Origin of the sequence: Colwellia sp. C2M11 (assembly GCF_018860915.1) — a bacterium.
In the GTDB taxonomy this organism is placed as follows: Bacteria; Pseudomonadota; Gammaproteobacteria; order Enterobacterales; family Alteromonadaceae; genus Colwellia.
In genome coordinates this window covers 34,579-59,585 of sequence record NZ_JAHKQD010000038.1, presented here as the reverse complement: position 1 = coordinate 59,585, position 25,007 = coordinate 34,579, and the positions used below count along the sequence as shown (strand labels likewise).

The 25,007-nt window shown below is 37.2% G+C and carries 21 protein-coding genes; 16 read left to right on the top strand and 5 right to left on the bottom strand.

Annotated features, from left to right (window positions below):
* Positions 1-14 precede the first annotated feature (14 nt).
* The gene (gene metL, locus KO509_RS10430; protein WP_215973214.1) at positions 15-2,489 is read left to right on the top strand and encodes a bifunctional aspartate kinase/homoserine dehydrogenase II; all 2,475 of its coding nucleotides are present in this window, start codon (positions 15-17) and stop codon (positions 2,487-2,489) included.
* 236 nt (positions 2,490-2,725) lie between these two features.
* Positions 2,726-4,114, top strand: a complete 1,389-nt coding sequence (locus KO509_RS10425) for a hypothetical protein (RefSeq protein WP_215973213.1) — start codon at positions 2,726-2,728, stop codon at positions 4,112-4,114.
* A 39-nt stretch (positions 4,115-4,153) separates the two neighbouring features.
* Here KO509_RS10425 and sodX read toward each other — a convergent pair whose 3' ends face one another.
* From sodX to argE, 4 genes are all read right to left on the bottom strand, one after another.
* Entirely contained in the window at positions 4,154-4,471 is a 318-nt protein-coding gene (gene sodX / locus KO509_RS10420) for a nickel-type superoxide dismutase maturation protease (RefSeq protein WP_289847542.1), read from the bottom strand.
* Positions 4,472-4,655: 184 nt separating this feature from the next.
* Complete coding sequence (locus tag KO509_RS10415; protein WP_215973211.1) at positions 4,656-4,871, bottom strand: hypothetical protein; 216 nt, start codon at positions 4,869-4,871, stop codon at positions 4,656-4,658.
* Between the two features lie 46 nt (positions 4,872-4,917).
* Positions 4,918-5,346, bottom strand: a complete 429-nt coding sequence (locus tag KO509_RS10410) for a hypothetical protein (protein WP_215973210.1) — start codon at positions 5,344-5,346, stop codon at positions 4,918-4,920.
* Between the two features lie 469 nt (positions 5,347-5,815).
* Positions 5,816-6,979 (bottom strand): acetylornithine deacetylase, encoded by a 1,164-nt coding sequence (gene argE, locus KO509_RS10405; RefSeq protein WP_215973209.1) that lies wholly within the window; start codon positions 6,977-6,979, stop codon positions 5,816-5,818.
* A gap of 269 nt (positions 6,980-7,248) precedes the next feature.
* On the opposite strand from argE, the gene argC reads away from it, so the two are divergent.
* The 7 genes from argC (at position 7,249) to KO509_RS10370 (ending at position 15,392) form a co-directional block, all read left to right on the top strand.
* Entirely contained in the window at positions 7,249-8,295 is a 1,047-nt protein-coding gene (gene argC / locus KO509_RS10400; RefSeq protein ID WP_215973208.1) for an N-acetyl-gamma-glutamyl-phosphate reductase, read from the top strand.
* 111 nt (positions 8,296-8,406) lie between these two features.
* A complete protein-coding gene (gene argB, locus KO509_RS10395; protein WP_215973207.1) occupies positions 8,407-9,186 on the top strand; it encodes an acetylglutamate kinase in 780 nt (259 codons plus the stop codon).
* An 87-nt stretch (positions 9,187-9,273) separates the two neighbouring features.
* Positions 9,274-10,203 carry an ornithine carbamoyltransferase gene (locus tag KO509_RS10390; RefSeq protein ID WP_215973227.1) on the top strand — a complete coding sequence of 310 codons (930 nt, stop codon included), beginning with the start codon at positions 9,274-9,276 and terminating at the stop codon, positions 10,201-10,203.
* Positions 10,204-10,307: 104 nt separating this feature from the next.
* Positions 10,308-11,552 (top strand): argininosuccinate synthase, encoded by a 1,245-nt coding sequence (locus tag KO509_RS10385; RefSeq protein ID WP_215973206.1) that lies wholly within the window; start codon positions 10,308-10,310, stop codon positions 11,550-11,552.
* Positions 11,553-11,554: 2 nt separating this feature from the next.
* The gene (argH, locus tag KO509_RS10380; RefSeq protein ID WP_215973205.1) at positions 11,555-13,483 is read left to right on the top strand and encodes an argininosuccinate lyase; all 1,929 of its coding nucleotides are present in this window, start codon (positions 11,555-11,557) and stop codon (positions 13,481-13,483) included.
* Positions 13,484-13,637: 154 nt separating this feature from the next.
* Positions 13,638-14,948 carry an amino-acid N-acetyltransferase gene (gene argA / locus KO509_RS10375; RefSeq protein WP_215973204.1) on the top strand — a complete coding sequence of 437 codons (1,311 nt, stop codon included), beginning with the start codon at positions 13,638-13,640 and terminating at the stop codon, positions 14,946-14,948.
* 123 nt (positions 14,949-15,071) lie between these two features.
* A complete protein-coding gene (locus tag KO509_RS10370; protein WP_215973203.1) occupies positions 15,072-15,392 on the top strand; it encodes a hypothetical protein in 321 nt (106 codons plus the stop codon).
* A 97-nt stretch (positions 15,393-15,489) separates the two neighbouring features.
* Here KO509_RS10370 and KO509_RS10365 read toward each other — a convergent pair whose 3' ends face one another.
* A complete protein-coding gene (locus KO509_RS10365) occupies positions 15,490-18,126 on the bottom strand; it encodes a penicillin-binding protein 1A (protein WP_215973202.1) in 2,637 nt (878 codons plus the stop codon).
* Between the two features lie 126 nt (positions 18,127-18,252).
* On the opposite strand from KO509_RS10365, the gene KO509_RS10360 reads away from it, so the two are divergent.
* From KO509_RS10360 to aroB, 7 genes are all read left to right on the top strand, one after another.
* Positions 18,253-19,332: a pilus assembly protein PilM gene (locus KO509_RS10360; RefSeq protein ID WP_215973201.1), complete on the top strand. Its 1,080-nt coding sequence runs from the start codon at positions 18,253-18,255 to the stop codon at positions 19,330-19,332.
* A complete protein-coding gene (locus KO509_RS10355) occupies positions 19,320-19,904 on the top strand; it encodes a PilN domain-containing protein (RefSeq protein ID WP_215973200.1) in 585 nt (194 codons plus the stop codon). The genes KO509_RS10360 and KO509_RS10355 overlap by 13 nt, the downstream gene beginning before the upstream one ends.
* Positions 19,901-20,509 (top strand): type 4a pilus biogenesis protein PilO, encoded by a 609-nt coding sequence (locus KO509_RS10350; protein ID WP_215973199.1) that lies wholly within the window; start codon positions 19,901-19,903, stop codon positions 20,507-20,509. Before KO509_RS10355 ends, KO509_RS10350 begins: the two co-directional genes overlap by 4 nt.
* Positions 20,506-21,027: a pilus assembly protein PilP gene (locus KO509_RS10345; protein WP_215973198.1), complete on the top strand. Its 522-nt coding sequence runs from the start codon at positions 20,506-20,508 to the stop codon at positions 21,025-21,027. Before KO509_RS10350 ends, KO509_RS10345 begins: the two co-directional genes overlap by 4 nt.
* Positions 21,028-21,039: 12 nt before the next feature.
* A complete protein-coding gene (locus tag KO509_RS10340) occupies positions 21,040-23,148 on the top strand; it encodes a type IV pilus secretin PilQ family protein (RefSeq protein ID WP_215973197.1) in 2,109 nt (702 codons plus the stop codon).
* A gap of 192 nt (positions 23,149-23,340) precedes the next feature.
* The gene (gene aroK, locus KO509_RS10335) at positions 23,341-23,859 is read left to right on the top strand and encodes a shikimate kinase AroK (protein ID WP_215973196.1); all 519 of its coding nucleotides are present in this window, start codon (positions 23,341-23,343) and stop codon (positions 23,857-23,859) included.
* Between the two features lie 76 nt (positions 23,860-23,935).
* Positions 23,936-25,000 (top strand): 3-dehydroquinate synthase, encoded by a 1,065-nt coding sequence (gene aroB / locus KO509_RS10330; protein ID WP_215973195.1) that lies wholly within the window; start codon positions 23,936-23,938, stop codon positions 24,998-25,000.
* Positions 25,001-25,007: the final 7 nt, after the last annotated feature.

Here is a 25,007-nt window from a genome sequence, read left to right as displayed (position 1 = left end):
TTGTAGAAGAATAAATGACAGAATCACAAAGACCTCAAAATAAATTAGCTAAACATGCTGTTAACGTTCATAAGTTTGGTGGTAGCTCTTTAGCTAATGCGCAGTGCATAGAGCGCGTTGTTGATATTATCCGACAAAATTGCCAACTCAATGACATCGTTGTTGTGTCTGCTAACGGTAAAACCACCGATAGTTTGTTTGCCATATTAGCGCACACAGACAGTGCTGACCTGACAGCAGCGTTGAGCGAGTTAGAGCAACAACAACTGTTACTTATCAATGCCTTATTAAATGAAAAAAGTTCCAAGCAGCTTACCCAACTATTATCTACCGATATAGCTCAGTTAAGAACTTGGCTGTCGAATGATATCATTCAGCACAGAAATGATATTTTAGCTTACGGTGAATTGTGGTCTGCACGTTTATTATCAGCGTTATTAAATGAAAAAATTTGCCCAAGTAACTCGGTTGATGCCCGTGATTTTCTCGTGATAGACAACGAACAAAATTGTGCAGTTGATCATGCCTTGAGTAGTGCACAATTTAAAACGCGACTACAGTTTGGCAAGTTAGCCGTAATTACAGGGTATATTAGTCGTGATAGTCGCGGTAAAACTTGTACGCTAGGCCGTAATGGTAGTGATTATTCGGCAACTATTATCGCGTCGTTAGTGGGTGCTCATAATGTCACTTTATGGACCGATGTTGACGGTATTTATAGCGCTGATCCGCGCGTTGTTCCTAATGCGAGAAAATTACATCGCTTACCTAATGGTGTAGCAAAAGAGCTAGGACGTTTAGGTAATCCTGTCTTGCATGCCAAAACGTTAATGCCATTGGTTAATGAAAACTTATCGCATCATTGTCACTTACACGTAGCAAGTAGCTTTGATTCACAAGTTGCCGGTACAGAAATCGGCACTTTTGGCCATATTGCAAAACAAGAACTCTCAGTAACTTATTTAAATGATCTTATCTTAGCGAAATCAACAAGCTTTATTGGGGATTCGGTCGAAGACTTAACAGAGAACTTAGGCGCTAATTTATTCAGAAAAGCGTTAGTTGAATTTACGCCTATTTGTGCTGATGCTAAACAAGGCTTTATTGTTATCAATCAATCTCAGCAAAAAGCGTTAAGTCAATGGTTAGCTAGTCACGATATTGAAGTCACTTTTATCCCAACGGCTATTATTGCAACGGTTGGACATAACGTTGCACAACGCGGCGATATTAAAGCGCGCTTTAAGCGATCTTTAAAGAGTGCTCAACCTCTATTTTTAGTAAACAGTAAAAATAATCATAGTGTTATTGCTGTACTAGCTGAGCCATGTAGTACAGAGTTATTGAATAAAGTTCATCATGATATGACTAAAGACTCTCGCCACATAGGTTTGCTTATTGCAGGGTTAGGTAATATTGGTGAACGTTTCCTTGAGTTATTACCCGCACAGCTAAATAGAATATATGCTTTAGAAAATACTCACCTTGTTGGATTATTATCGTCGAAAAAAGCCTTGATAAATAATGATGGCATTGACGTGAATCAAGCACTGTCATTATTCAAGCAAGCTGCTAAACCGTATAACAACGACGAATTATTATCTTGGTTAAGTAATCATCCTTATGATGAATTAATTGTGGTAGATATTACGCCAAGTGAAGATTTTAGTTTACTTTATCAAGACTTTTTCACGCGCGGTATTCACGTTATTGGTGCGAACAAGTGGGCTGCTTCATCAGATACTGCGCACTACAATAACTTGGTTAATACCGCAGATAGAAACAACAGTTTATGGTTAGGTAATACTACCGTTGGTGCTGGATTACCCATTAATTATGCTATTGCTGATTTGAATAATAGTGGCGATACCATTACGGCCATTGCGGGGATTTTCTCGGGTACACTTTCATGGTTGTTTGAAACCTATGACGGTTCTACCGCATTTTCAACGTTACTTATTAATGCACTTGAGCAAGGGATAACAGAGCCCGACCCACGTGAAGATTTATCAGGCCGTGATGTACAACGTAAGTTATTAATTCTAGCTCGTATGGCTGGTTTTGAGCTGTCACTTGATGATATTGATTGTACCAACCTAGTCCCTGAAAATTTACAACGTATCGGTCGAGAAGAATTTTTAGCAAGGGCGAATGAGTTAGATGATTATTTTGCTGATGCGTTAGCTGATGCTAACAAAAAAGCAAGCTGTATTCGTTATGTGGCGCGCTTAAATGTAGATGAGTCTGGCAATATTCAAGCGAAAGTAAGCTTAGAAGTATTACCACAAACAGATGCTTTTGCTAATTTGACACCGTGCGACAATATTTTTCAAATTAGTAGTCATTGGTATCAAGAAAATCCATTAATTATCCGTGGGCCAGGTGCAGGGCGAGATGTTACTGCAGGTGGTTTACATTCAGATCTTGTGAATATTTGTCAGCAATTAGCGCATAAGCAACATCAAGTAAAAATAAAAGGGCTAAACTAATAGCTTATCGTGCGCTAAGACAGGTTTACCCTCTAAATCAAGTAAAATTAACTATGCTATACTGTTTAAGTTATATGTTAAATATTGCTTAAAAAAACAAGCTAAGTGGTATGTAATAATCGTTATAAGAGTTAGTCTTTGAACTTGTTTCTTTGCTTTTGTTCTGGTTGCTTAGTTATGTATTTTCTAGCATTATTAACTATCATTTATTGATTCAATAATTAAATAATAAAGTAATGCCTAAAGCTCCTAATAATCAAACACATTATACTAATCAAGTGCAGCTCTTAGTTGGGAAGATTTATGGGCGCAGTATATTAAATGATTCTTTGCTTGAACGAGCAATACATTACTTTGATAACAATGAATTTGTAGAATCACATTCGACAACTAGCACTGAAAGTGACACGTTACATAAGCTAGAAAAAATAGAACGTCATAATCATTTGCAATCCATTTGTTGTGAAATTATTGAGTTGGCAGAAGGTGATACGCTACAAGAAAGTAACCGAAAAACAGCACGACTATTGGGGACTATTCAATTGATTAGCCCAACAGAAGGCAGTAAAGTTGCTGTTTGTAACGAACAAAATAAAGTGCTTTATAAAGCCATTTTATCTCTACGATTACTTGATAGATTACTACTCGATAATGAATTAAACGATCCTTATATTGTGAAAGTTTTAACTGAATTTAACGGAAAGTCTTTTGTTGAGTTGGATGAAGCTGAGCGGGAGCGTTTTACTGAGCTTGTTAGAATACCTCTTTTGATGGCCGCGTTATTACAAAATATTGGTCATCATCATCCTGAGGCGCGCGTCATTTTTAGTGGAGAAGATGGTAAAAAAGATCGTTTTCGTATTTTAGATATTACTGATAGAAAAAAGCTGCTAAAAATTAACTACAAAGAAACACTTTCTTATATATCTAATGCTATTGGTGTTTTGAAATATACGGGAAATTCGAAAGAACTACGCGATCAATTTGTGATTGAGGAACAACTTAAGCATCAATTTATCAAAAAGTTAATTAAAAGCAGTTTTAAGCCTGAGCAGGGGATTGGCAACTTACTAAAAGTACCTCAAATTTATGTCTCTATTGTTTTATCCACGAAAGAAGCCTACAACTATAAGGTATTACCTCAAGTTTTTCAGGTATTAAATAAAAATGCTGAATTAGGTAGTTGCTCCCAAAAAGCGGTTGATGCGCTTTATAAAATCACCGGTATGTTCCCTCAAGGCTATGGTATTGTTTATATGCCAGAAGATGAAATGGGTCATTTAGGAGATTGCTATGAGTATGCTATTGTTAATCGACTTTATCCTGAAACCCCCGAAAACCCTCTATGCCGTATTGCAACACGACATTTAACGTTTATTGGTTATGGGCACAATATAACGGTTAAAAAAAGTAATAATTTATATTTTCCACAGATAGCTAAAAAAATAGCGACGTTGAGCAAAGAACGCCTTAATGAAATTCTTGAATTATTAGCTTCAAATTACCATGAAAGGCAACAGCTCGATCTATTACCACGATGCTGGCATGCGAATGAATATTTTTCTGTTAAAACCAATCAAAAACTATGGAATAAAGAAGATAGTCGATCGTTCAGTTTGTCTTAATTCTGCTTTGGTACATCATTTGTTTGTTAGCGTGACATACTAGTTCATATCAGTATGCGGCTTAGTAAAAACCTTAATAACTCGACCAATTATCTGTTGTTGACTGACAGGACCTAGCTTTTCAATTGTCATACTAGTGGCATTCTCGCCTTTACACCAAATTAAATTGTTTTTATCAATAACTGCGACAGTTTTTATTATTAAGCCATATTTAGGATGGTTAATAAGAATAGCTTGATTGTGCTTTATTCTTTTAAAAATACGCCATTCACCGACAAGCACATAACTGTTTTGTGGGATACGAGGGAACATACTGTGCCCCGTTACTTTCCAAAATTTTAAGCCAAAGAAAGTCATCTACTTAGCACTAAACACATAACTGTTCACTTCAGCTGTTAGCGGCACATGGTTCACTTTTAAATGCGACCTTTGCTTACCGTTGATAGGTGCATCATTTTTCAAAGGAATAGCGCATAGGGCTGAAACTCTGGCAAAATTAAATCTTTTGTCTAGCTTATTAAGTAGTTGGTAATACATATTTTTATTCCTCCTTTAATTGTTTCTTCGATGGCTTCATTTGGTAATTTTTGGTTAAAAATTTAGTGTATAAAATCGCTAACGTCACAAAAATTGGTGCTAACCATAGTAAATGAATAATATTGGCAAATATGGATGAATGATCATGACCAACATGAGCAAAAACAGGAACAGATATGAATAAGCTAATACAAAATATCCCTAAAGCGTGTGCTGTCATTCAATGGTCCTTTACGTTATTGTTAAATTTAATTGTGATCAGCTAGTTAATGAATAATTTGCTGATTTAATGCCATTTCTGATTGGAATGCCGCTAACGATTGGGTGCAGGTATTGCAAACAGGGTGTCTTTTAGAAAACATTAAAATAGGCATAAACGTTATTTTAAGGGCGTTTTGTGCGATAAGTTTAGTGTCTTCACAATATTCATTACACTGATAAATAGATAGCATCCTCTCGTGAGGAATTTTTAAATATTGCAGTGATAATTCAGCTTTATCTTGTACTTCAAATAAACTCGATAAATTATGAATAGCACAAATCCATGCCATTAATAATTCAACATTTTTTCGATTAGCAGACCATAAAGAGTCTAGATGGAAAGCTGCTTCTTTATAACAGTACTCAGCTTGCTTCCATTGTTTATTATGAAAATTATCGTTACCTTGGTGTAATAGGTCTTGCCATTGAGGCATAGCTACTCCTCTGAACATATGGGTAATAGTAAAATTGAATCAATCAAATAATAATCATTCTCGTTTGTGTTTGCAAGTTTTATTAATTAAGATAACAATTTTATACATAGAAAAAATAGCCAAATACAAAGCACTTATTCTAATAACGAGTTGTTCTAATTACTAAATAAATAACGGTGTAGTTGGTTATTTTAGCAAGTAGAAATGATCACCTAGTTAGTGAGATTGGTATAACTATTTCACTAGCTAGCAGGCTGGTAAAATGAAATAGGGATAGTAAGAACAGAGCTATTTAGGTGTGAGCTTATTTATACCTTAATATCTCGAGTGTTAAGCCGTGATTAAGTGCTGTGAAAAATAAGTAAGCTAATGAATACAAGGTGATGATTAAGCTTATTGTTAACGCTTAATCATCAATAGTGGTATACCGGTTGTTATTTGTGAACGGAAATTATCGTTAAATAAAAGTCTAACGCAGGCAGTAATGCTGGATCATTGACATTAATAATTTATCTGTTTTGTCTATTTCACTATGGGCTAAAAACTCATTAGGTTGATGTGCTTGATTTATCGAGCCTGGGCCTAAGACAATGGTTTGACAGCCAAGTTGTTGTATATAAGGCGCTTCAGTAGCGTAATTTACCGCACAGCACGTGTGACCACTGATTTCCTCAGCAATAGATACAATACAATTGTCATCAGTTGGTGATTTATTCTGTTCAAAGCTTGGTGAGCTAGGATGTAATTCATCAAAAGTGATACGCGCAGGGTATTTTTCAGCTAACGGTTTTAACGCGTCGCTTAACCATTGCAGTAATTCATCATCACTCATACCCGGTAAAGAGCGTAAATCAATATCTAAATCACAGTGCCCACAAATACGGTTTGAATTATCACCTCCTCTAATTGCTCCCATGTTTAACGTTGGGGCTGGTACATCAAATGCTTCATTTTTAAAGTTAAGGTTAAACTTTTCTTTTAAATCAATTAATGCACCGATCACTTCATACATGATCTCAATGGCGTTAACCCCAAGTGCTGGTTTACTTGAATGACCTGACTGGCCTTGAACACTAATACGATGTGACATATGACCTTTGTGCATAATTACAGGCACTAAATTAGTCGGCTCACCTATAATGGCAACATCAGGTTTTATGTCTTGGGTTTGTCCAAAAAAGCGCGCACCGGCCATGGTAGTTTCTTCATCTGCAGTTGCTAACACGTATAGTGGTTTTTTTAATTTTTTAACATCAATGCTTTTACAAACTTGTAAAATAAAAGCAAAGAAACCTTTCATGTCACAGGTGCCTAAACCATAGAACTTTTCATCTTTGTCTATAACATTCATAGGATCGCTCTGCCAACGACTTTCATCAAACGGAACTGTATCACTGTGACCTGCTAATAATAAGCCACCTTCACCGCTGCCAAGTTTAGCCAGTAAATTATATTTATTTGTTGTGTTAGGAACTTTTTGAATATTTATATCAAAACCTAACTGTTCGAACCATGTCGCAAGTAATTGAATTACCTCTATATTTCCTTGGTCCCAACTTGGTTGAGTTGAACTAATTGAAGAGCAAGCAATCAATTGAGTCAAAGATTGGGTGAAGTTAGGTAATTGTGACATATAAAAAGATCCGCACTATAAAAGAATAATTTGAATAAAAGCCCAAATAGTTATGCTTAATAGTTGCATAACTACCCATGAGCTGTTAAATTGCTTTTTATAGTGTAAATAACCTGCTGTAATAAGGCCACTTAAAATGCTAATTGTTCAAGAAATACGACGACGATAGAGAATTTTTTTAATATCTCTTGGATACTTTAGTTATAAGAGAATGGTTATTTTATTAAATCCGTATCGTTAATAGTTTTCTGAATAAAAAGGTTTAGATTGTGTCAGAAGTTCAAAAGGTTGCTGTAATTGGCGCTAGTGGTTATGCCGGTGCTGAATTAGTTGGTTTATTAGGCCAACACGATAAAGTTTCAATACAACATCTTGTTGTATCAGAAAACTCTTCTTCCTGTGGAAAACTTTTCAGCGAATTACATGGTCGCTGGCAGGGGATATGTGATGTACCCCTGGAATCTTTTTCTCAGCAATGGTTTGACGATAATATCGTAAATGCTGCTACAGATTTAGATGCGGTTTTCTTTGCCACTCCACATGAGTTTAGTGCCGATTGGGCCCAAGCATTTGTTGATGCAGGTGTTAAGGTGTTTGATCTTTCTGGTGGCTTTAGATTAAAAAATGCTGAAGACTATCCAAAATTCTACGGCTTTGAGCATGCTAATATTGATGCATTAGCACAAGCCAAATACGGTTTAGCTGAATGGGAACATGAAGCTATTGTTAATACCGACTTAGTTGCTGTACCGGGCTGTTATCCAACGGCAAGTTTACTTTCTTTAAAACCTATTACGAGTAATAATTTTCATGTAGAAAATTCATTAATTGTCGTCAATGGTATCAGTGGTGTGAGTGGGGCAGGAAGAAATGCGTCATTAGCGACCAACTTTAATGAAGTCAGTTTAAAACCTTATAATATTTTACAGCATAGACATCAGCCAGAAATCTCTCAAGAAGCACATGCTGATGTTATTTTTAATCCACATTTAGCGCCTTATAAAAGAGGCTTGCTAGCTACTGTGACTATGCAGCTAAAAGCGGATGTTACCGCAGAACAAGTTGATATAGCATTTAAGCAAGCTTATAACGACAAGCCATTGGTTAGAATCGTTGATGCTTGGCCTCAAATAGATAATGTAGCGCACACTCCTTTTGCAGATATTCATTGGCAAGTTGATCAAGAAAAGCACGTAGTTGTGGTGAGTTGTGCTATTGATAACTTACTTAAAGGTGCTTCTTCACAGGCTGTTCAATGCTTTAATATTCAGCTTGGATTACCAAGCGAATATAGTTTGCTAGCTCGTAATTGCTAGGTCATAATCACTTGTTAATAATAACCCAGCCAACATATTGAAATTGTTGATTTTGAATGTTTTAGTATTGAACCTAGCATCCAATAAGTAAAAAGATAAGAGAAAAGATAAATGAGCAACCACAACCCTTTAGTTATAAAAATTGGCGGAGCTATTCTGGAGAAATCCGGTGCGTTAGATGCATTGTTAGCGGTGATTGTTAACCTTAAAACTGAGGCTAAAGTGGTATTAGTTCACGGTGGTGGTTGTGTCGTTGATGACATGTTAGCGCAAGCAGGTTTTACCACAGTTAAAAAACATGGCTTACGTGTTACTCCGAAAGAGCAAATTGGATTAATTAGTGGTGCTTTAGCGGGTACGGTAAATAAATCAATTGTTGCCACAGCAAGTAGCATGAACTTATCGGCAGTAGGGTTATCGTTAGCAGATGGCGATATGATTGCTTGTACAAAATCTGAATTAGATCTAGGCGAGGTTGGTTTACCACTGCCTAAATCTAGTTTATTACTAGATGCGCTGCTTAATAGTCATTTTTTACCTGTTGTATCATCAATTGGGTGTTTAGCTAATGGTGATCTAGTCAACGTAAATGCCGATGATGCTGCTGTTGCTATTTGTCAGCTACTGAATGCTGAACTGCTGTTATTAACAGATGTAAATGGCGTAAAAGGTGCTGATGGTGAATATTTATCATCACTTAATAGTACGCAAGCCAAAGATCTTATTGAACAAGGTGTTATTGCTGGTGGTATGACAGCAAAAGTGAATGCCGCACTACAAGCCGCTAATCAATTACGACGAAGTATTACGGTTGCTAGTTGGCAATCGCCAGAGAAAATTCCTAGCCTGCTAAATGGGCAAGGTATGGGTACACAAATATTGTCAGATTAGTGCAGTCGTATTAACTCTTTATTAGAGAAAGTGTTAGATTAATTGAATCGAGAAAAACTTATGTTACAACAAAGCAAGTCACTACAAATTTCTAATTTTTTAGCTGACGATCAGCTAAATAAGAAGCAATTGTTAGCCTTAATTGAGCTAGCAATTCATATCAAAAATAATCCTGCTGATTATAGTCAAGTATTGGCGGGTAAATCTGTTGCGATGATTTTTGAAAAACCGTCATTAAGAACCCATGTAAGTTTTGATATGGGCATTAACAAATTAGGTGGTCATGCCCTTTATTTAGGTCAACAAAATGGTAAATTAGGTGAACGTGAGCGAGTAAGTGATTACGCGAAAAACTTATCTTGTTTTGCCGATGCCATTGTGGCGCGAGTTTTTAGTCATGACTCTATTCAAGGCTTGGCTGAACATGCAACTGTGCCTGTTATTAATGCGTTGTGTGATTTATATCATCCATGCCAAGCGTTAGCTGATTTTGTTACCCTAACAGAGCTTTTTACCGAAGGGAACGCTGCTGATTTGAGCAAGGTTAAATTAGCCTATGTGGGTGATGGTAATAATGTTTCTAATTCATTAATGATTATGGCTGCTATATTAGGTGTAGATTTTACTTTAGTTACGCCTGTTGGCTATGAAGCCGAAGCGGATATGATTGAAAAAACGCGAGTGCTAGCAAATGAATCTGGCGCGAAAGTTACTATCACGACAGACATTACTAAAGTGGGTCCACAAGACGTTATTTATACCGATACATGGATTTCTATGGGCGATGAAGATGACAGTAAAAAAGCGCAATTATTAGCGCATTTTGCTCCTTATCAAGTCAATCATGCGTTAATGAAAAATTGCGATGCAAACATTGTGATGCATTGCCAGCCAGCACATTTAGAAGAAGAGATTACGACAGCGTTATTCGATAGCGAAATGTCGGTAGTTTTTCAGCAAGCTGAAAATAGAATGTGGGCGCAAAATGCTGTTTTAGTAAACCTATTTACTAAGTAATTAGTAACACTGTTTGTGTTGGGCTGAAACCCGATAATTTAAGTGTGAGATATTACGCTTAACAATAATTTATGAACTATTTAACCAAATTTAGAGAAAATTAAATGAGTATTCAAAAGAAAAAAATCAAAAAAGTAGTATTAGCTTATTCAGGCGGCTTAGACACATCAGCAATCATTCCATGGTTAAAAGAAAACTATGATAACTGTGAAGTTGTTGCTTTTTGTGCTGATGTTGGCCAAGGTGCAGAAGAATTAGAAGGTATTAAAGAAAAAGCAATCGCTTCAGGTGCTTCAGAATGTTATGTCGCCGATCTTAAAGAAGAATATGTTAAAGACTATATCTACCCAATTCTTAAAACAGGTGCGGTATACGAAGGTCAATACCTATTAGGAACGTCAATGGCACGTCCTATTATTGCTAAAGCGCATATTGAAGTCGCTTTAAAAGTAGGTGCTGATGCGGTATGTCACGGTTGTACTGGTAAAGGTAATGACCAAGTACGTTTTGAAGCTTGTTTTGCTGCCTTAGCACCAGAACTTACTGTTATTGCGCCATGGCGTGAGTGGGACATGGTTTCTCGTGAAGACTTACTTGATTACTTAGCAGAACGTAATATTCCTTGTGCTGCATCATTAACTAAAATTTATAGTCGAGATGCCAACGCATGGCACATTTCTCACGAAGGTGGAGAATTAGAAGACCCATGGTGTGAGCCATCAAAAGAAGTTTGGACCATGACTGTTGATCCTATGGATGCACCAGATGAACCAGGCCGTGTAACCTTAAGTTTTGATAAAGGTGAATTAGTTGCTGTAGACGGTAAAGATTTCTCGCCAACAGGCGCTGGTGCTTATGAAGCATTAGTTTACTTAAATGAGAAAGCAGCGGCACATGGTGTTGGTCGTATTGATATCGTAGAAAACCGTTTAGTGGGTATGAAGTCTCGTGGTTGTTATGAAACTCCGGGCGGTACAGTATTAATGGCAGCTTACAAAGGCTTAGAAACACTTATTTTAGATAAAGAATCTCTAAAATATCGTGAATCGGTTGGTCTTGAATTCTCTCATGTAATTTATGATGGCCGTTGGTTTACACCACTTGCTAAAGCGCAATTAGCGTCAGCAGCTTCTTTTGCTGAGCAAGTAACAGGTGATGTTGTTGTTAAAATGTATAAAGGGATGGCGCAAGTTACGCAACGTCGTTCTCCTAACTCTTTATATTCTGAAGAATTTGCAACATTTGGTGCTGATGACGTTTATGACCAAAAACATGCAGAAGGTTTTATTCGTTTATTTAGTTTATCAAGCAGAATTACTGCGTTAAGCAAAAAAAATCAGGAGAAGTAGTAATGGCCTTATGGGGTGGACGCTTTAAAGAAAAAGCGAGTGTACAATTTAAAAAGTTTAATGACTCGTTACCTGTTGATTACCGTATGGCAATACAAGATATTGTCGGTTCAATTGCTTGGGCACAGGCTATTCATGAAGTAGGCGTGTTAAATGATGGTGAGTTAACCCGTTTAGTGGCGGCGTTAAATGAACTAAAAGAATCTGTGGAAGAAAATCCGAAGCAGATTCTACTTTCAGATGCTGAAGATATTCATAGCTGGGTTGAAATTCAGTTAATTGAAAAAACAGGTGATTTAGGTAAAAAGCTCCATACAGGTCGTAGTCGTAATGACCAAGTTGCTACCGATTTAAAACTGTGGTGTAAAGAAACTGGCGGCGAATTATTATTTGCACTCGTTAATTTACAACAAGCAATGATGAATTTAGCTGAACGTGAAAAAGATACGGTATTACCTGGTTATACCCACTTACAGCGCGCTCAGCCGGTAACTTTTGGTCATTGGTGTTTAGCTTACGTTGAAATGTTTAATCGTGATATCGGCCGTTTAAAAGACGCGTTATATCGTTTAGATGTTTCACCACTAGGCTCAGGCGCATTAGCGGGCACTGCTTATCCAATTGATCGTAATGCATTGGCTAGCCGTTTAGGCTTTAGAACAGCAACCATGAATAGCTTAGATGCTGTTTCAGATCGTGATCATGTTATTGAGCTGTTAGCTACTGCTAGTATTTCAATGATGCACTTATCGCGTTTTGCTGAAGATTTAGTTTTCTATAACTCAGGCGAAGCGGGCTTTGTAGAAATGAGCGATTTAGTTAGCTCTGGCTCATCATTAATGCCGCAAAAGAAAAACCCTGATGCATGTGAATTAATTCGTGGTAAAGCCGGACGTGTGTTTGGTTCATTAACAGGTATGTTAACGACCATGAAAGCGTTGGCTCTTGCATACAATAAAGATATGCAAGAAGACAAAGAAGGTCTTTTTGACGCACTTGATACTTGGCAAGAATGTATGGAAATGGCTGTATTAGTTGCTGATGGCTTAAAAGTAAACAGAAGTCGTACGTTAGCTGCTGCTCAACAAGGTTACGCTAATGCCACTGAACTTGCTGATTATTTAGTGGGTAAAGACATTCCATTCCGTGAAGCGCATCATATTGTTGGTGAAGTTGTCTTAGCTGCAATTGAACAAGGTTGTCCACTAGAAGACTTAACTATCTCACGATTACAAGAATTCAGTGATAAAATTGAACAAGATGTTTATCAACACTTATCAATAGAATCAACATTAGATAAACGTGAAGCCCTTGGTGGTACCTCACGCTCACAAGTGGAAAAAGCGTTAGCGACAGGTAACGAAAAAATCTTGAATGAGCAAGTGGTTGGCGCGCCAGGTAAACAGCAAATTAAAGTAGCACTTAAACAAGTAAAACAGCGTTTAAATGCTCAACGAGCTGCTGCTATGTCTGTGCGTAGAGCACGAATGTCAGATGTAGATAAAATACATCAATTAGTGAATGTACAAGCGGATAAAGGTGAAATATTGCCACGAACGCTTGATAATATCATTCATGATGTTCAAAACTTTGTCGTAGCAGAGCTTGATGGCGTTGTTGTTGGCTGTGCTTCTCTTTATATCTATCAAACAGGGCTTGCTGAAATTCGCTCTGTTGTGGTTGATGAATCAGCTAAAAATCAAGGACAAGGTGGCGCATTAGTTCAATACTTACTTGAGTTTGCTTATCAAATGGAGTTAAAACAAATTATTGTTTTAACTTATATTCCTGACTATTTTGCGAAATTAGGTTTTAGTGCCATTGATAAAAGCTCGTTAGCTGAGAATATTATTGAAGATAGTGAACCAACACCAGATAAAGATCCTGCTGATGAGATCGCTATGGAATATATTGTTGGTCAGGGAAAATAGCTGATTCTCTTCAATCAATGCCTTACCGACATGGATGTCGGTACTTAAGTTATGTTTGGAACGTATAACTTGTGCCTCTAAACCTTTTAACTCTCACTGAGTGAGAAGAAACTTATTGGAATTGGTATTACATATAAACTTAAAGAATGAAAACATGAATAATAGCGATCAAAATTACGTTAAATGGTTTAGAAATGCGGCACCTTATATAAATGCTCATCGTGGTAAAACTGTTGTATTAATGTTTGGTGGTGAAGCTGTTTTACATCCTAACTTCGCAAATATTATTCATGATATTTCACTATTAAGAAGCTTAGGTGTCAAACTTGTTGTTGTGCATGGAGCGCGGCCACAAATTGAAGAGCGCATGGCTCAACGTAATATCGAACGAATTATGGAAAATAATATTCGTGTTACTGATGCTGATACACTTAGCGCAGTAAAAGATGCTACAGGCTCGTTACGTTTACATATTGAAGCCTTACTCACCACAGGGCTTGCGAATTCACCAATGCATGGCTCACAAATTAGAGTAAGTACCGGTAATTTTGTTATTGCTAAGCCTATGGGTGTTCGTGATGGTGTTGACTATAAATACACTGGTTCGGTTCGTAGAATAGATTCTGACGGCATAAATATGCAGTTAAATTATGGGTCTATTGTACTGTTATCTCCTATCGGTTATTCACCCACAGGTGAAGTCTTTAATTTAGCCTTAGAAGATGTCGCTGCACAAACGGCAATTAACTTAAATGCTGATAAACTGATCACATTAACCGAAGATGAAGGCTTGCTCGATGAATTTGGTAGCTTGATCAAAAGTTGTAGTGTACGTCGTGTTAAAACCTTACTTGATGACAAAGACTGCCATGTACGTCAGTTATTACTTCGTGCCATTATTCAAAGTGGAGAAAATGGCGTTGAACGTTGTCATTGCGTAAGTTACCAAAGCGATACCGCATTATTACAAGAGTTATTTACGCGTGATGGTGCCGGAACCCTTATTGCGAAAGATCACAAAGAAGAATTATCTACAGCGACTATTGATGATGTTGCTGGAATTTTAGATTTATTGGCTCCACTTGAAGCTGAAGGCGTTTTGGTTAAACGCTCTCGTGAATTACTTGAAGTTGAAATAGACCAATTTATTGTACTTAAAAAAGAAGACATGATTATTGCTTGTGCAGCACTATACCCATATCCTGATGCAAAAATGGGTGAGGTGGCTTGTGTTGCGATACATCCAGATTATCGCAAGGGTAATCGTGGCGGGCGTTTAATCTCGGCTTTAGAAGAAGAAGCTAAACAACAGGAACTTTCTGCAATTTTTGTGTTAACAACGGTAAGTGGTCATTGGTTTCAAGAACAAGGTTTTATTGAGCAACCTATGGATAAACTACCCGAAGGTAAACAAAAATTGTATAACTTTCAGCGTAAGTCTAAAGTCTTCATTAAAGAAATTTAATTTCACCTCGTCCTGAAAAGTAGGTATAAGCTATATACCTACTTCTATTCATTGTACAATACTGCTATCTACTGAACCTGACCTCAGGTTACTCAGCTAACCCTTATAAGAGTTAAATAACCAATGACACCTCATTCAAACCTATCTGAATTAATAAATACCTTAGAGATGGAAATAGCATCATTAACGGAACAAGTAGCGACCCTAAAAAAAGAGCCTGAAAACTTTAATGAACAAGTGATTTTTAAATATATTGAAACGGGAAGTACTGGTAAAACAAAAGACTTTGTTCGATCGTTAGGAGTAAAATCAGAGCGAGGCTCTTTGTTTTCATCTGGGGATGTAACCAAGCTGATAAAAGAGGGAGCTGACGATATTTCACCTGAGTTATTGAGTATTGCACGAACGTTAATTAATACTAAAAATACTGGTAAGCGAAGATAAGTACTCTTTCTAAGCTAAGCCGCAGAGGCTATTGGCCAGCGGCTTAGTTCAGCTGCAATAGATTAACAACAAGCTGTACCTTGTTGTTAATCACTATTTAAAATAATTCTTCAGCTTCTTCTTGTTTTATGACGTCGTTATGCTGAAAAATATCAATACTATTGTCTTCACTAACATATTCAGTTGGTACAGTACCTACCTGAAAGTATTCAAATAAACTGCTTTTATTCGTTTTAGTGCTCAGCTTACCTGTTGCTTTATCTATGCGTACAGAAACAATACCAGCAGGTGGTTCAAAAGGTTCAAACTCAATATCTTCTAACGCTACTTTCATAAAGTCTATCCATGCCGGTTGTGCTGATTTAGCACCTGCTTCAGTACCGGTTATTTGATTCTTCCCTAAGTTGCTATTGTATACTGATTTACCTAAATTACGGCTTGGGTCATCAAAACCTATCCAAGAGGTTGTTACTAAGCGTCGAGAAAAACCAGAAAACCAAGCATCTTTGCCTTCGTTAGTGGTACCCGTTTTACCGGCAATATCTTTACGTTTCAGTGCTCTTGCGCGCCAACCAGTTCCTTGCCAAGGATTCTCTGCTGACCAATCTGCTCCCCAAATCCCGCTATTAAGTGCTTCAGTAATCAAAAAGGCATTTTGTTCTGAAATAGCGCGAGGTGCTGATATTAATTGTGGTGCTATCGTACTGTTCTCTATAGCATCTTCTGCAAAAGTATCGCTTGAATTTAAAGACATCAACTCAGCAGTATTCTCGATGGTTTCCTCTACTAGCTCAGCATTTTCTAAATTATTTTGATTCAATTCAGCAAGGGGATTGTCTAACTCGCAAGGGTCACAGGCTAAAGCAGGGTTAGCTTGAAAAATAACTTCGCCTTCAGCGGTTTCAATACGGTCAATTAAATAAGGTTCAACTAAATAGCCGCCATTGGCAAAGGCCGCAAAACCAGTAACCACTTCTATCGGAGTTAATGAAGCCGAGCCTAACGCTAATGACTCATTGCGAGGTAAATCATCAGGGGCAAAACCGAAAGAAGACAGATGATTGATAGCATCATCTAAGCCAATACTTTTTAATAACCTTACCGCAATCACGTTTTTAGATTGCGCTAAAGCCAAACGCATTCTTATTGGACCAACATAAGTTTCAGGTGAGTTTTTCGGACGCCAAACAACACCTGTGCTTCTATCCCACTGATTAATTGGGGCATCGTTAATAAGTGAAGCAAGGGTAAAACCTTGTTCTAAAGCGGCAGAATATATAAAAGGTTTAATATTCGAACCAACTTGGCGTTTCGCTTGAGTTACACGGTTGAATTGGCTTTGTTTATAACTGAAACCACCTACTGCTGCTTTTATTGCCCCGTCATCTGGAGATATTGAAATCATAGCAGCACTTGCGACAGGTAATTGACTTAATCTGTATTCGTTGTCTGCAAGCGCACTTACTAAGATCACATCACCATAGTGAAATATTTCATGGGCATTTTTAGGAGGAATGCCTTGTTTTTGATCATTAATAAACGGACGTGCCCAAGCCATACCACGCCAAGGAATAGTCGCTTTCTTGTTATTACGTAAAGTAATACTAACTTCTAGTTCATCCACCTTGGTGACCACAGCAGGAACAAGTGCTTGATAAGAATGGACACTGGCAAGTGCTGTTGAAATTTCTTCATCAGTTAGTGGGTTTAGTGCTGGCGTTGCATCAAACTTATCATTCGCTTTATTGTTAGCTAGCTCAGGTCTAAGTGAGCTAATAGCACCACGGTAACCATGACGTTGGTCATAACGTAATAAATTACCTGTTACTGCCTTATGAGCGGCTGTTTGTAATTTATTAGTTACTGTAGTGAAAACTTTAAAGCCACTGGTATATGCTTGTTCTTTACCATAACGCTCTATCATTTCTTGATGTGCCATTTCAGCAATATAAGGCGCATTTAGTTCTATTTCTGCACCATGAGGTTTACCTGTTATTGGCGCAGACTTGGCTTGTTGATATTCCTCATCTGTTATATAGCCACTTACTAACATCCGCTGTAAAACTGTTGTACGACGAATTTTGGCACGATCTGGTCGGCTGATAGGGTTATATGTCGAAGGAGCTTTAGGTAAACCAGCTAGCACAGCTATTTGTGCTAAGGTAAGTTGATTTAACGCTTTACCATAATAAACCTGAGCAGCGGCACCAAAGCCAAAAGAACGATGACCTAAAGGTATCTTGTTAACGTATAAGGTTAATATCTCATTTTTGGTTAACAGGTGTTCAATATGGAAAGATAAAAATATTTCTCTAATTTTACGTGTGTAAGTGACTTCTCTGGTAAGGAAAAAGTTACGAGCTACTTGCATTGTTATTGTGCTCGCGCCGCCTTTATCATTACCAGTTAGCTTTCCTAATACCGCACGGCCCATACCAATGGGATCAACACCAAAATGAAAGTAAAATCTATCATCTTCGGTGGCGAGTAGTGCATCTATTAGTTGTTGAGGAATTTCATCGAATGTTAAAGGTATGCGTTTCTTTTCACCAAATTGTGAAATCAATAATCCCTCACTACTATAAATCTGCATTGGAGTTTGCCATTGCACATCTTCTAAAGAATTGATTTCAGGCAACTCACTGCGTAAAGTTAAATACAATATAACGATACTTAAAATACCGATAAATAACAAAGCTAGAACTGATTTAATAATTTTAGATATTGAAAACACTACAATCACTCTATTTATGGGAAAAATTGTCAGATAATACTAGTATATCTTGTAAAACCATGTAATAAATGTATTTATGTGAAAATATGTCTAAAATAATTTCAATAAACAATTTAACGGGTTGTTATGCTAGATAATTTGTGGAAAAAGAAAACAACGATGCTGGTAGGGATCGATATTGGATCTCATGCTGTTAAAGCTGTTTTACTCAGCCAAGCTAGTGACGGTTACGTTTTAGAAGATTTTGCGATAGAGCCAATGTCGCGTGGCTCAGTAGTTGATCGTGAAATACAAGATATTGAAGCCGTTGGTAATGTTATTGCGAAAATACGACAAAACATACCAATGAAAGCCAAAGAAGCCGCTGCTGCTGTTTCAGGTCAAACAGTGATTACTAAAATTATTTATATGGACGTATCACTTAATGAAGAAGAGCTTGCTAGCCAAATTGAAATAGAAGCAGATAGCTTGATCCCTTATCCTTTAGATGAAGTTAGTTTAGATTTTGAAACGTTAGAAGTAAATGAATCCGATCCAAGTAAAGTAAATGTACTACTTAGTGCTGCACGTACTGAGTCTATTGAAGCAAGAGTCGAAGCATTAGAAGCTGGCGGCTTTACTGCTAAAGTGATTGATGTAGAGTCATACGCAATAAGCCGTTCACAAGACTTATGTTTATCACAGTTACCAGAAGATGCCATGGAAAAAACAGTTGCCATCGTTGATATAGGCGCTACCATGACGCTATTTTCAGTGACTAAAGCGGGCAAGCATTTATACAGTCGCGATCAAAAATTTGGCGGTGAACAATACACTCGTTCAATTGTTTCTTATTACAACAAAACCTTTGAAGAAGCCGAAGAAGCAAAAATAACCAATAATTTACCTACAAGTTACACTTTTGAAGTACTAGCGCCTTTTCAGACTATACTTATGCAACAAATACGTCGGGCAATTCAAATGTTTTTAACGTCTAGTGGCATCAAAAAAGTGGATTATCTACTTGTTTCTGGTGGAACAGCATCTATTGAGGGCATAGAAAGCCTGCTAACTGAAGAGCTTGGGGTGCATACTATCATCGCAAATCCTTTCCATGAAATGGCATTAGGGCAATCGATAGATAAAGAAAAACTTGCTAAAGTAGCACCACAATTAACGGTAGCTACTGGCTTAGCGCTAAGGAGTTTTACACCATGGCATATATAAACCTCCTTCCTTGGCGAGAGGAAGCACTTAAAGTAAAACAAAAAGAATTCTTCACCTTGTTAATTGCCGTCGCTTTATTGGCATTCGCATTAATTTTTGTCGTTAATTTATATTTTCAAGCCCGTGTTGATGGACAATTAACGCGTAATCAGTTTTTAAAGAATGAGATCCAACAACTTGAGATACAAATTGCCGAAATTAGAACACTAAACGATAAAAAAGCTGCATTAAAAAAACGTATTGAAGTGATTGAACAGTTACAGCGCAGCAGAAATGTCGGTACGCAAATTCTTGATGAAATAGCTAAAATAATCCCTAATGGTATTTATATTACTCAGTTAGACAAACAAGGTAATAGTATAGAAATTATAGGGAAAAGTGAGTCGAATAATCACTTGGCCAATATGATTAGAGCGATCGAATTATCGGATTTATTTACGGATGCAACACCAGAATCTATTACCTCAGATGATGACTCATCAAAACTCTTAAGTAGTTTTAAAATGAGGGTAAAAATTCAAGGTTTAGTTAATGATGCTACTCTTGCTAATCAGGCGGGAGGTAATCAGTGAATTTTGATAGAGAACAATTTGAAAACCTTGATCTAGAAAATATTGGTCAATGGCCTTTTGCACCAAAACTTGTGTTGGTTATATTTTTAGCCGCCATGGTGATTTTTTTAGGCTATATTGGTTTAGTAAGTGGTAAAATAGATCAACTTAAACGGGTTGAAGCCGAAGAAATGACGTTAAAAGAGTCATATCAAGCTAAATATCATGTTGCCGCAAACTTAGAATTATTCAGAGCACAAATGATTGAAGCAGAAGGTATTTTTGCTAATCAATTAAGAAGCTTGCCTAATAGTTATGAAATACCAGGGCTATTGGACGATATTACCTTTATAGGAACAACCAGCGGTTTAGAATTTGTTAAATTAGAATGGCAACCAGAAATCAGTAAAGAGATTTATATCGAATTGCCAATTGATATAGAAGTTAATGGTCCGTACCACTCACTGGGGAGCTTTGTTAGTAAGATAGCAGGATTACCTAGAATTGTGACTCTACATAATTTTAAAATTGAAATTATTAAAGATAGTAAGAATGCGGATATGCTGAATTTAACCATGGAAGCTAAAACCTATCGTTATCAAGAACAAGAGGTTAACGAACAATGAAAATATTAATTTTAATTGTTTTAGTCACTCTTGCTGGTTGTTATGATGACACGAGTGATCTTAGTGCTCACATGGCAGAGGTTAGGGCGGCGACAACCAGTCATATAGAACCAATGCCAGAAGTTAAGCCATTTAATCATTATGACTATTCGGCATATGAGTTAAGAAGCCCATTTTCATTACCTGAACCTGAAGCACTTCAACAGAAAGTTCAACAAATGACAGGTTGTTTAAGTCCTGATCCTAGACGTCGTAAACAGCCGTTAGAAAATTTTGCACTAGGTGTACTTAAAATGCGCGGTACCTTGGGTGATAACGGGGTAACTTGGGCCTTGATGGAAGCTTCCGACCTTACTTTACATAGAGTCTCTGTAGGTAATTATTTAGGCTTGTATGACGGCCGTATTACAGAAGTGACTCCGCACAGTGTAAAATTATTAGAATTAACACCAGACGGTGCTGGTTGTTGGGTCGAGCGCGAAACAATAATTAAGATTGCTCAACCTGAATCGAAATAGTAGGGAATAATAATGCTATCGAATAAAATGAAAAATTATAAAATCTTCTCAGAATTAGTTAACTTAAGTCGTAGCTGGTTGTCCTTGTTAACCTTAGTAACATTGGTCATTATCTCCTTCAATACCAGTGCTGAAGAAACTAAGAGCAGTCAATTAAAAGGTATTTCTTACAATACTATTCAAAGTGATCAAATTGAGTTAGTTTTTGAATTTACAACCGCAATATCGGCACTACCTGTTGTTGACACATCAATGACACCGGCTTTTGTAAAAGTTAAATTTTCGGCTGATAATTTTGACCCTAGCTTGCAAGAAACACTGGTTAATCATGCTGGTGTAACAAATATTACCCTAGATAAAACCGCTGAAAATATTGTTGCAACTATCAACCTTGAAAAACTCGCAGTATTTGATGTTGCTTTAAATGGTAACGAGTTTTCTATAACACTTAATTACGGTCAGTCAGCAAATATTGTTGAAACCCTTAACCCTGCTGGTGAACAATTTATTAATCAAATTGAATCACTTGATTTTCGTTTAGGTGAAGACAAAACCGCTGAAGTATTAATTTACCTAAAAGACAGCATTGTCGCTGTTGATGTTCATGATAAGTTAGGCAAAGTACATGTAGAGTTCCATAATACTCGTATCATTGAAGACTTACTTTACAAGCTGGACGTGACCGACTTTGGCACAATTGTTTCCAATATAGAAACCTTTAAAGACGGTCGTAATGCCCGTTTAGTTATCGATGTAGACACGCACTTTACCTTTACCCATAAACAACAAGGTAACTTGTTTGTTTTATCGATTAAAGAAAAAGAAAAGAAGCCATTAGGTTATTTATCTGATGAAGATGAATTTACCGGACGCTCTATTTCCCTTAACTTTCAAGATATTCCGGTAAGAACCGTATTACAAATTATTGCTGATTATAATGATTTCAACTTGATTACCAGTGATACAGTCGCAGGAAATATTACCCTACGTTTAGATGGAGTACCTTGGGATCAAGCTTTAGATATCATCTTAAAAGTGAAAGGCTTAGACAAACGTATGCAAGGTAATATCTTAATGGTAGCGCCTAATGATGAATTAGCAGAACGAGAAGCTAAAAACCTACTCGCGCAGCAACAAGTAGAAGAGTTGGCACCACTGTATTCTGAGTATGTACAAATTAATTATGCAAAAGCAGTAGAGTTTGCAGAGCTAATTAAAAATGAAGATACCAGCATATTATCAGAACGAGGTAGTGTGTCAGTTGATGAACGAACGAATACCTTACTTATTCGAGATACCACCAAAAGCATTGAAGATATTAAACGTATGGTAAACATTTTAGATATACCAGTACGTCAAGTTATCATCGAAGCACGTATGGTTACCGTTAAAGATAATATCAATGAAGAGCTAGGCATACGTTGGGGTGTAACGAATACCGATGGTGAGTTTGGTACATCAGGCTCATTAGAAGGCACATCAGTCTCTAATAATATCGCCACTAATACAGGGGTTGGCAATGTACCTAATTTAACCGATAGGTTAAATGTAAACCTACCTGTAGCGAGCCCAGCAGGTGCTTTAGCGTTTCAAGTAGCGCGTTTAGCTGACGGCACAATACTCGATCTTGAGCTTAGTGCTATGGAGCAAGAAAGCAAAGGTGAAATTATTGCTAGTCCACGTATAACAACGGCTAATCAAAAAGAAGCGTATATTGAACAAGGTGTTGAAATACCTTACCAAGAAGCGGCCTCAAGTGGTGCTACATCAACACAATTTAAAAAAGCGGTGTTAAGTTTAACCGTTACGCCACATATCACACCAGACAATAAAATTATTCTAGATTTAGTTGTTACGCAAGACACAATCTCTACGGTACAAAGTGGTACCGCACCTGCAATTGATACACAGCGTATTGGTACGCAAGTATTAGTTAATAACGGTGAAACTATTGTATTAGGCGGAATATACCAACAATCGATTATAAGTTCAGTCTCTAAGGTACCTGTATTAGGTGATATTCCTTATTTTGGCTGGTTATTTCGAAATACTAGTCAATTTAATGAGAAAAAAGAATTACTCATTTTTGTGACGCCACGCATTGTGACAGAACACTTTTAGGTATATTAATATTAGTAAGTTAGACTTTTTGTCTGACTTACTAATAATGTTACTTGCAATCCTACCCGAACAATTGCGATAATTACGCCCTTGAAATTTCCGAGGGAGACCTCTATGACATCGAAAGGTATATAGCTGTTGCTATATTGTCCTTTTGGTATACCTGTAACAAACGAGTATTAAGTAAATCTAATGGCAGAAAAACGTAACATTTTCCTTATTGGCCCTATGGGTGCAGGTAAAAGCACTATAGGAAGAGAGCTTGCAGACAGGCTACATCTTGAATTTTTCGACTCTGATCAAGAGATTGAACGTCGTACCGGGGCAGATATTGCTTGGGTCTTTGATCTCGAAGGCGAAGAAGGGTTTCGCAAAAGAGAAGAAGGTGTTATTGAGGACTTAAGCGAAAAACAAGGTATTGTTTTAGCGACAGGTGGTGGTTCAGTTATCAGTATGCAAGTACGAAACCGTCTTTCGGCTCGTGGTATTGTTGTATATCTAGAGACTACTATTGATAAACAAGTTGCTCGAACACAAAGAGATCGTCGTCGTCCTTTATTACAAACATCGGAAGAGCCACGTACAGTGCTAGAAAACTTGGCTATTGAGCGTAATCCGTTATATGAAGAAATAGCTGATGTTGTCATTAAAACCGATGATCAAAGTGCTAAAGTTGTTGCTCATAAAATTATTGAGCGTTTAGACTTTTAGTTAATACTACTTTTTTGTTTCAAAGCCACTAATACATAAGTGGCTTTATCCCAGCCAAACACCAGGTAACTCTAATATGCCCACTCTTAATCTTGATCTAGGTGCCCGAAGCTATCCTATCTATATTGACTCTGGTTTATTTGAAAATGAAAAGTTATTTTCAGATCATATTAGAGGAAAACGAGTTTGTATTGTTACCAATACGATTGTTGCCCCTTTATATCTTGAAAAAATCAAAAGTAAACTGACTAACTTTGATGTTGACGAAATTATTTTACCTGATGGTGAAGCTGAAAAAAGTTTAGCAAATTTCGAACGTATCATGTCTCACCTATTAAAAAATGAACATGGTCGTGATACTACCTTGATCGCTTTAGGTGGAGGTGTTATCGGTGATATTACCGGGTTTGCAGCAGCATCTTATCAACGTGGTGTCGATTTTATCCAAGTACCAACAACGGTATTATCTCAAGTAGATTCATCTGTTGGTGGCAAAACCGCGGTTAATCACCCGTTGGGTAAAAATATGATTGGCGCTTTTTATCAACCTAAAGCCGTTATTATTGATATCGACAGTTTAGTTACCTTACCTGTGCGCGAGTTTAATGCTGGCATGGCAGAAGTGATTAAATACGGTATATTAGGTGATTATGATTTCTTTGTTTGGCTAGAAAACAATATTTCGTCAATCAAAGCTGGTGATAAAACATTGTTAGCTGAAATGATCGAAAGATGTTGTCAGTGTAAAGCAGACATTGTCGCTAATGATGAAACGGAAGCAGGTGTTCGTGCTTTACTCAACTTAGGTCATACTTTTGGTCATGCTATAGAAGCAGAACAAGGTTATGGTAACTGGCTTCACGGTGAAGCAGTTGCTACTGGCATGGTACTTGCTGGTAAGTTAGCAGTAGCAATGAATTTGCTTGAAGTGTCAGAACTTTGTCGAATCGAATCGCTTATTGAAGCGTTTGATTTACCGTTACAAGCGCCAGAAACAATGGGCTGTGATGACTTTACTCGTCATATGCGCCGAGATAAAAAAAATATTGGCGGTAAATTACGTTTTATTGTTCCTACTGCGATAGGAAAGTCAGAAATTCGTGATGACATAACGCAAGAGACACTTCAACAAATTCTATAATTTTAGT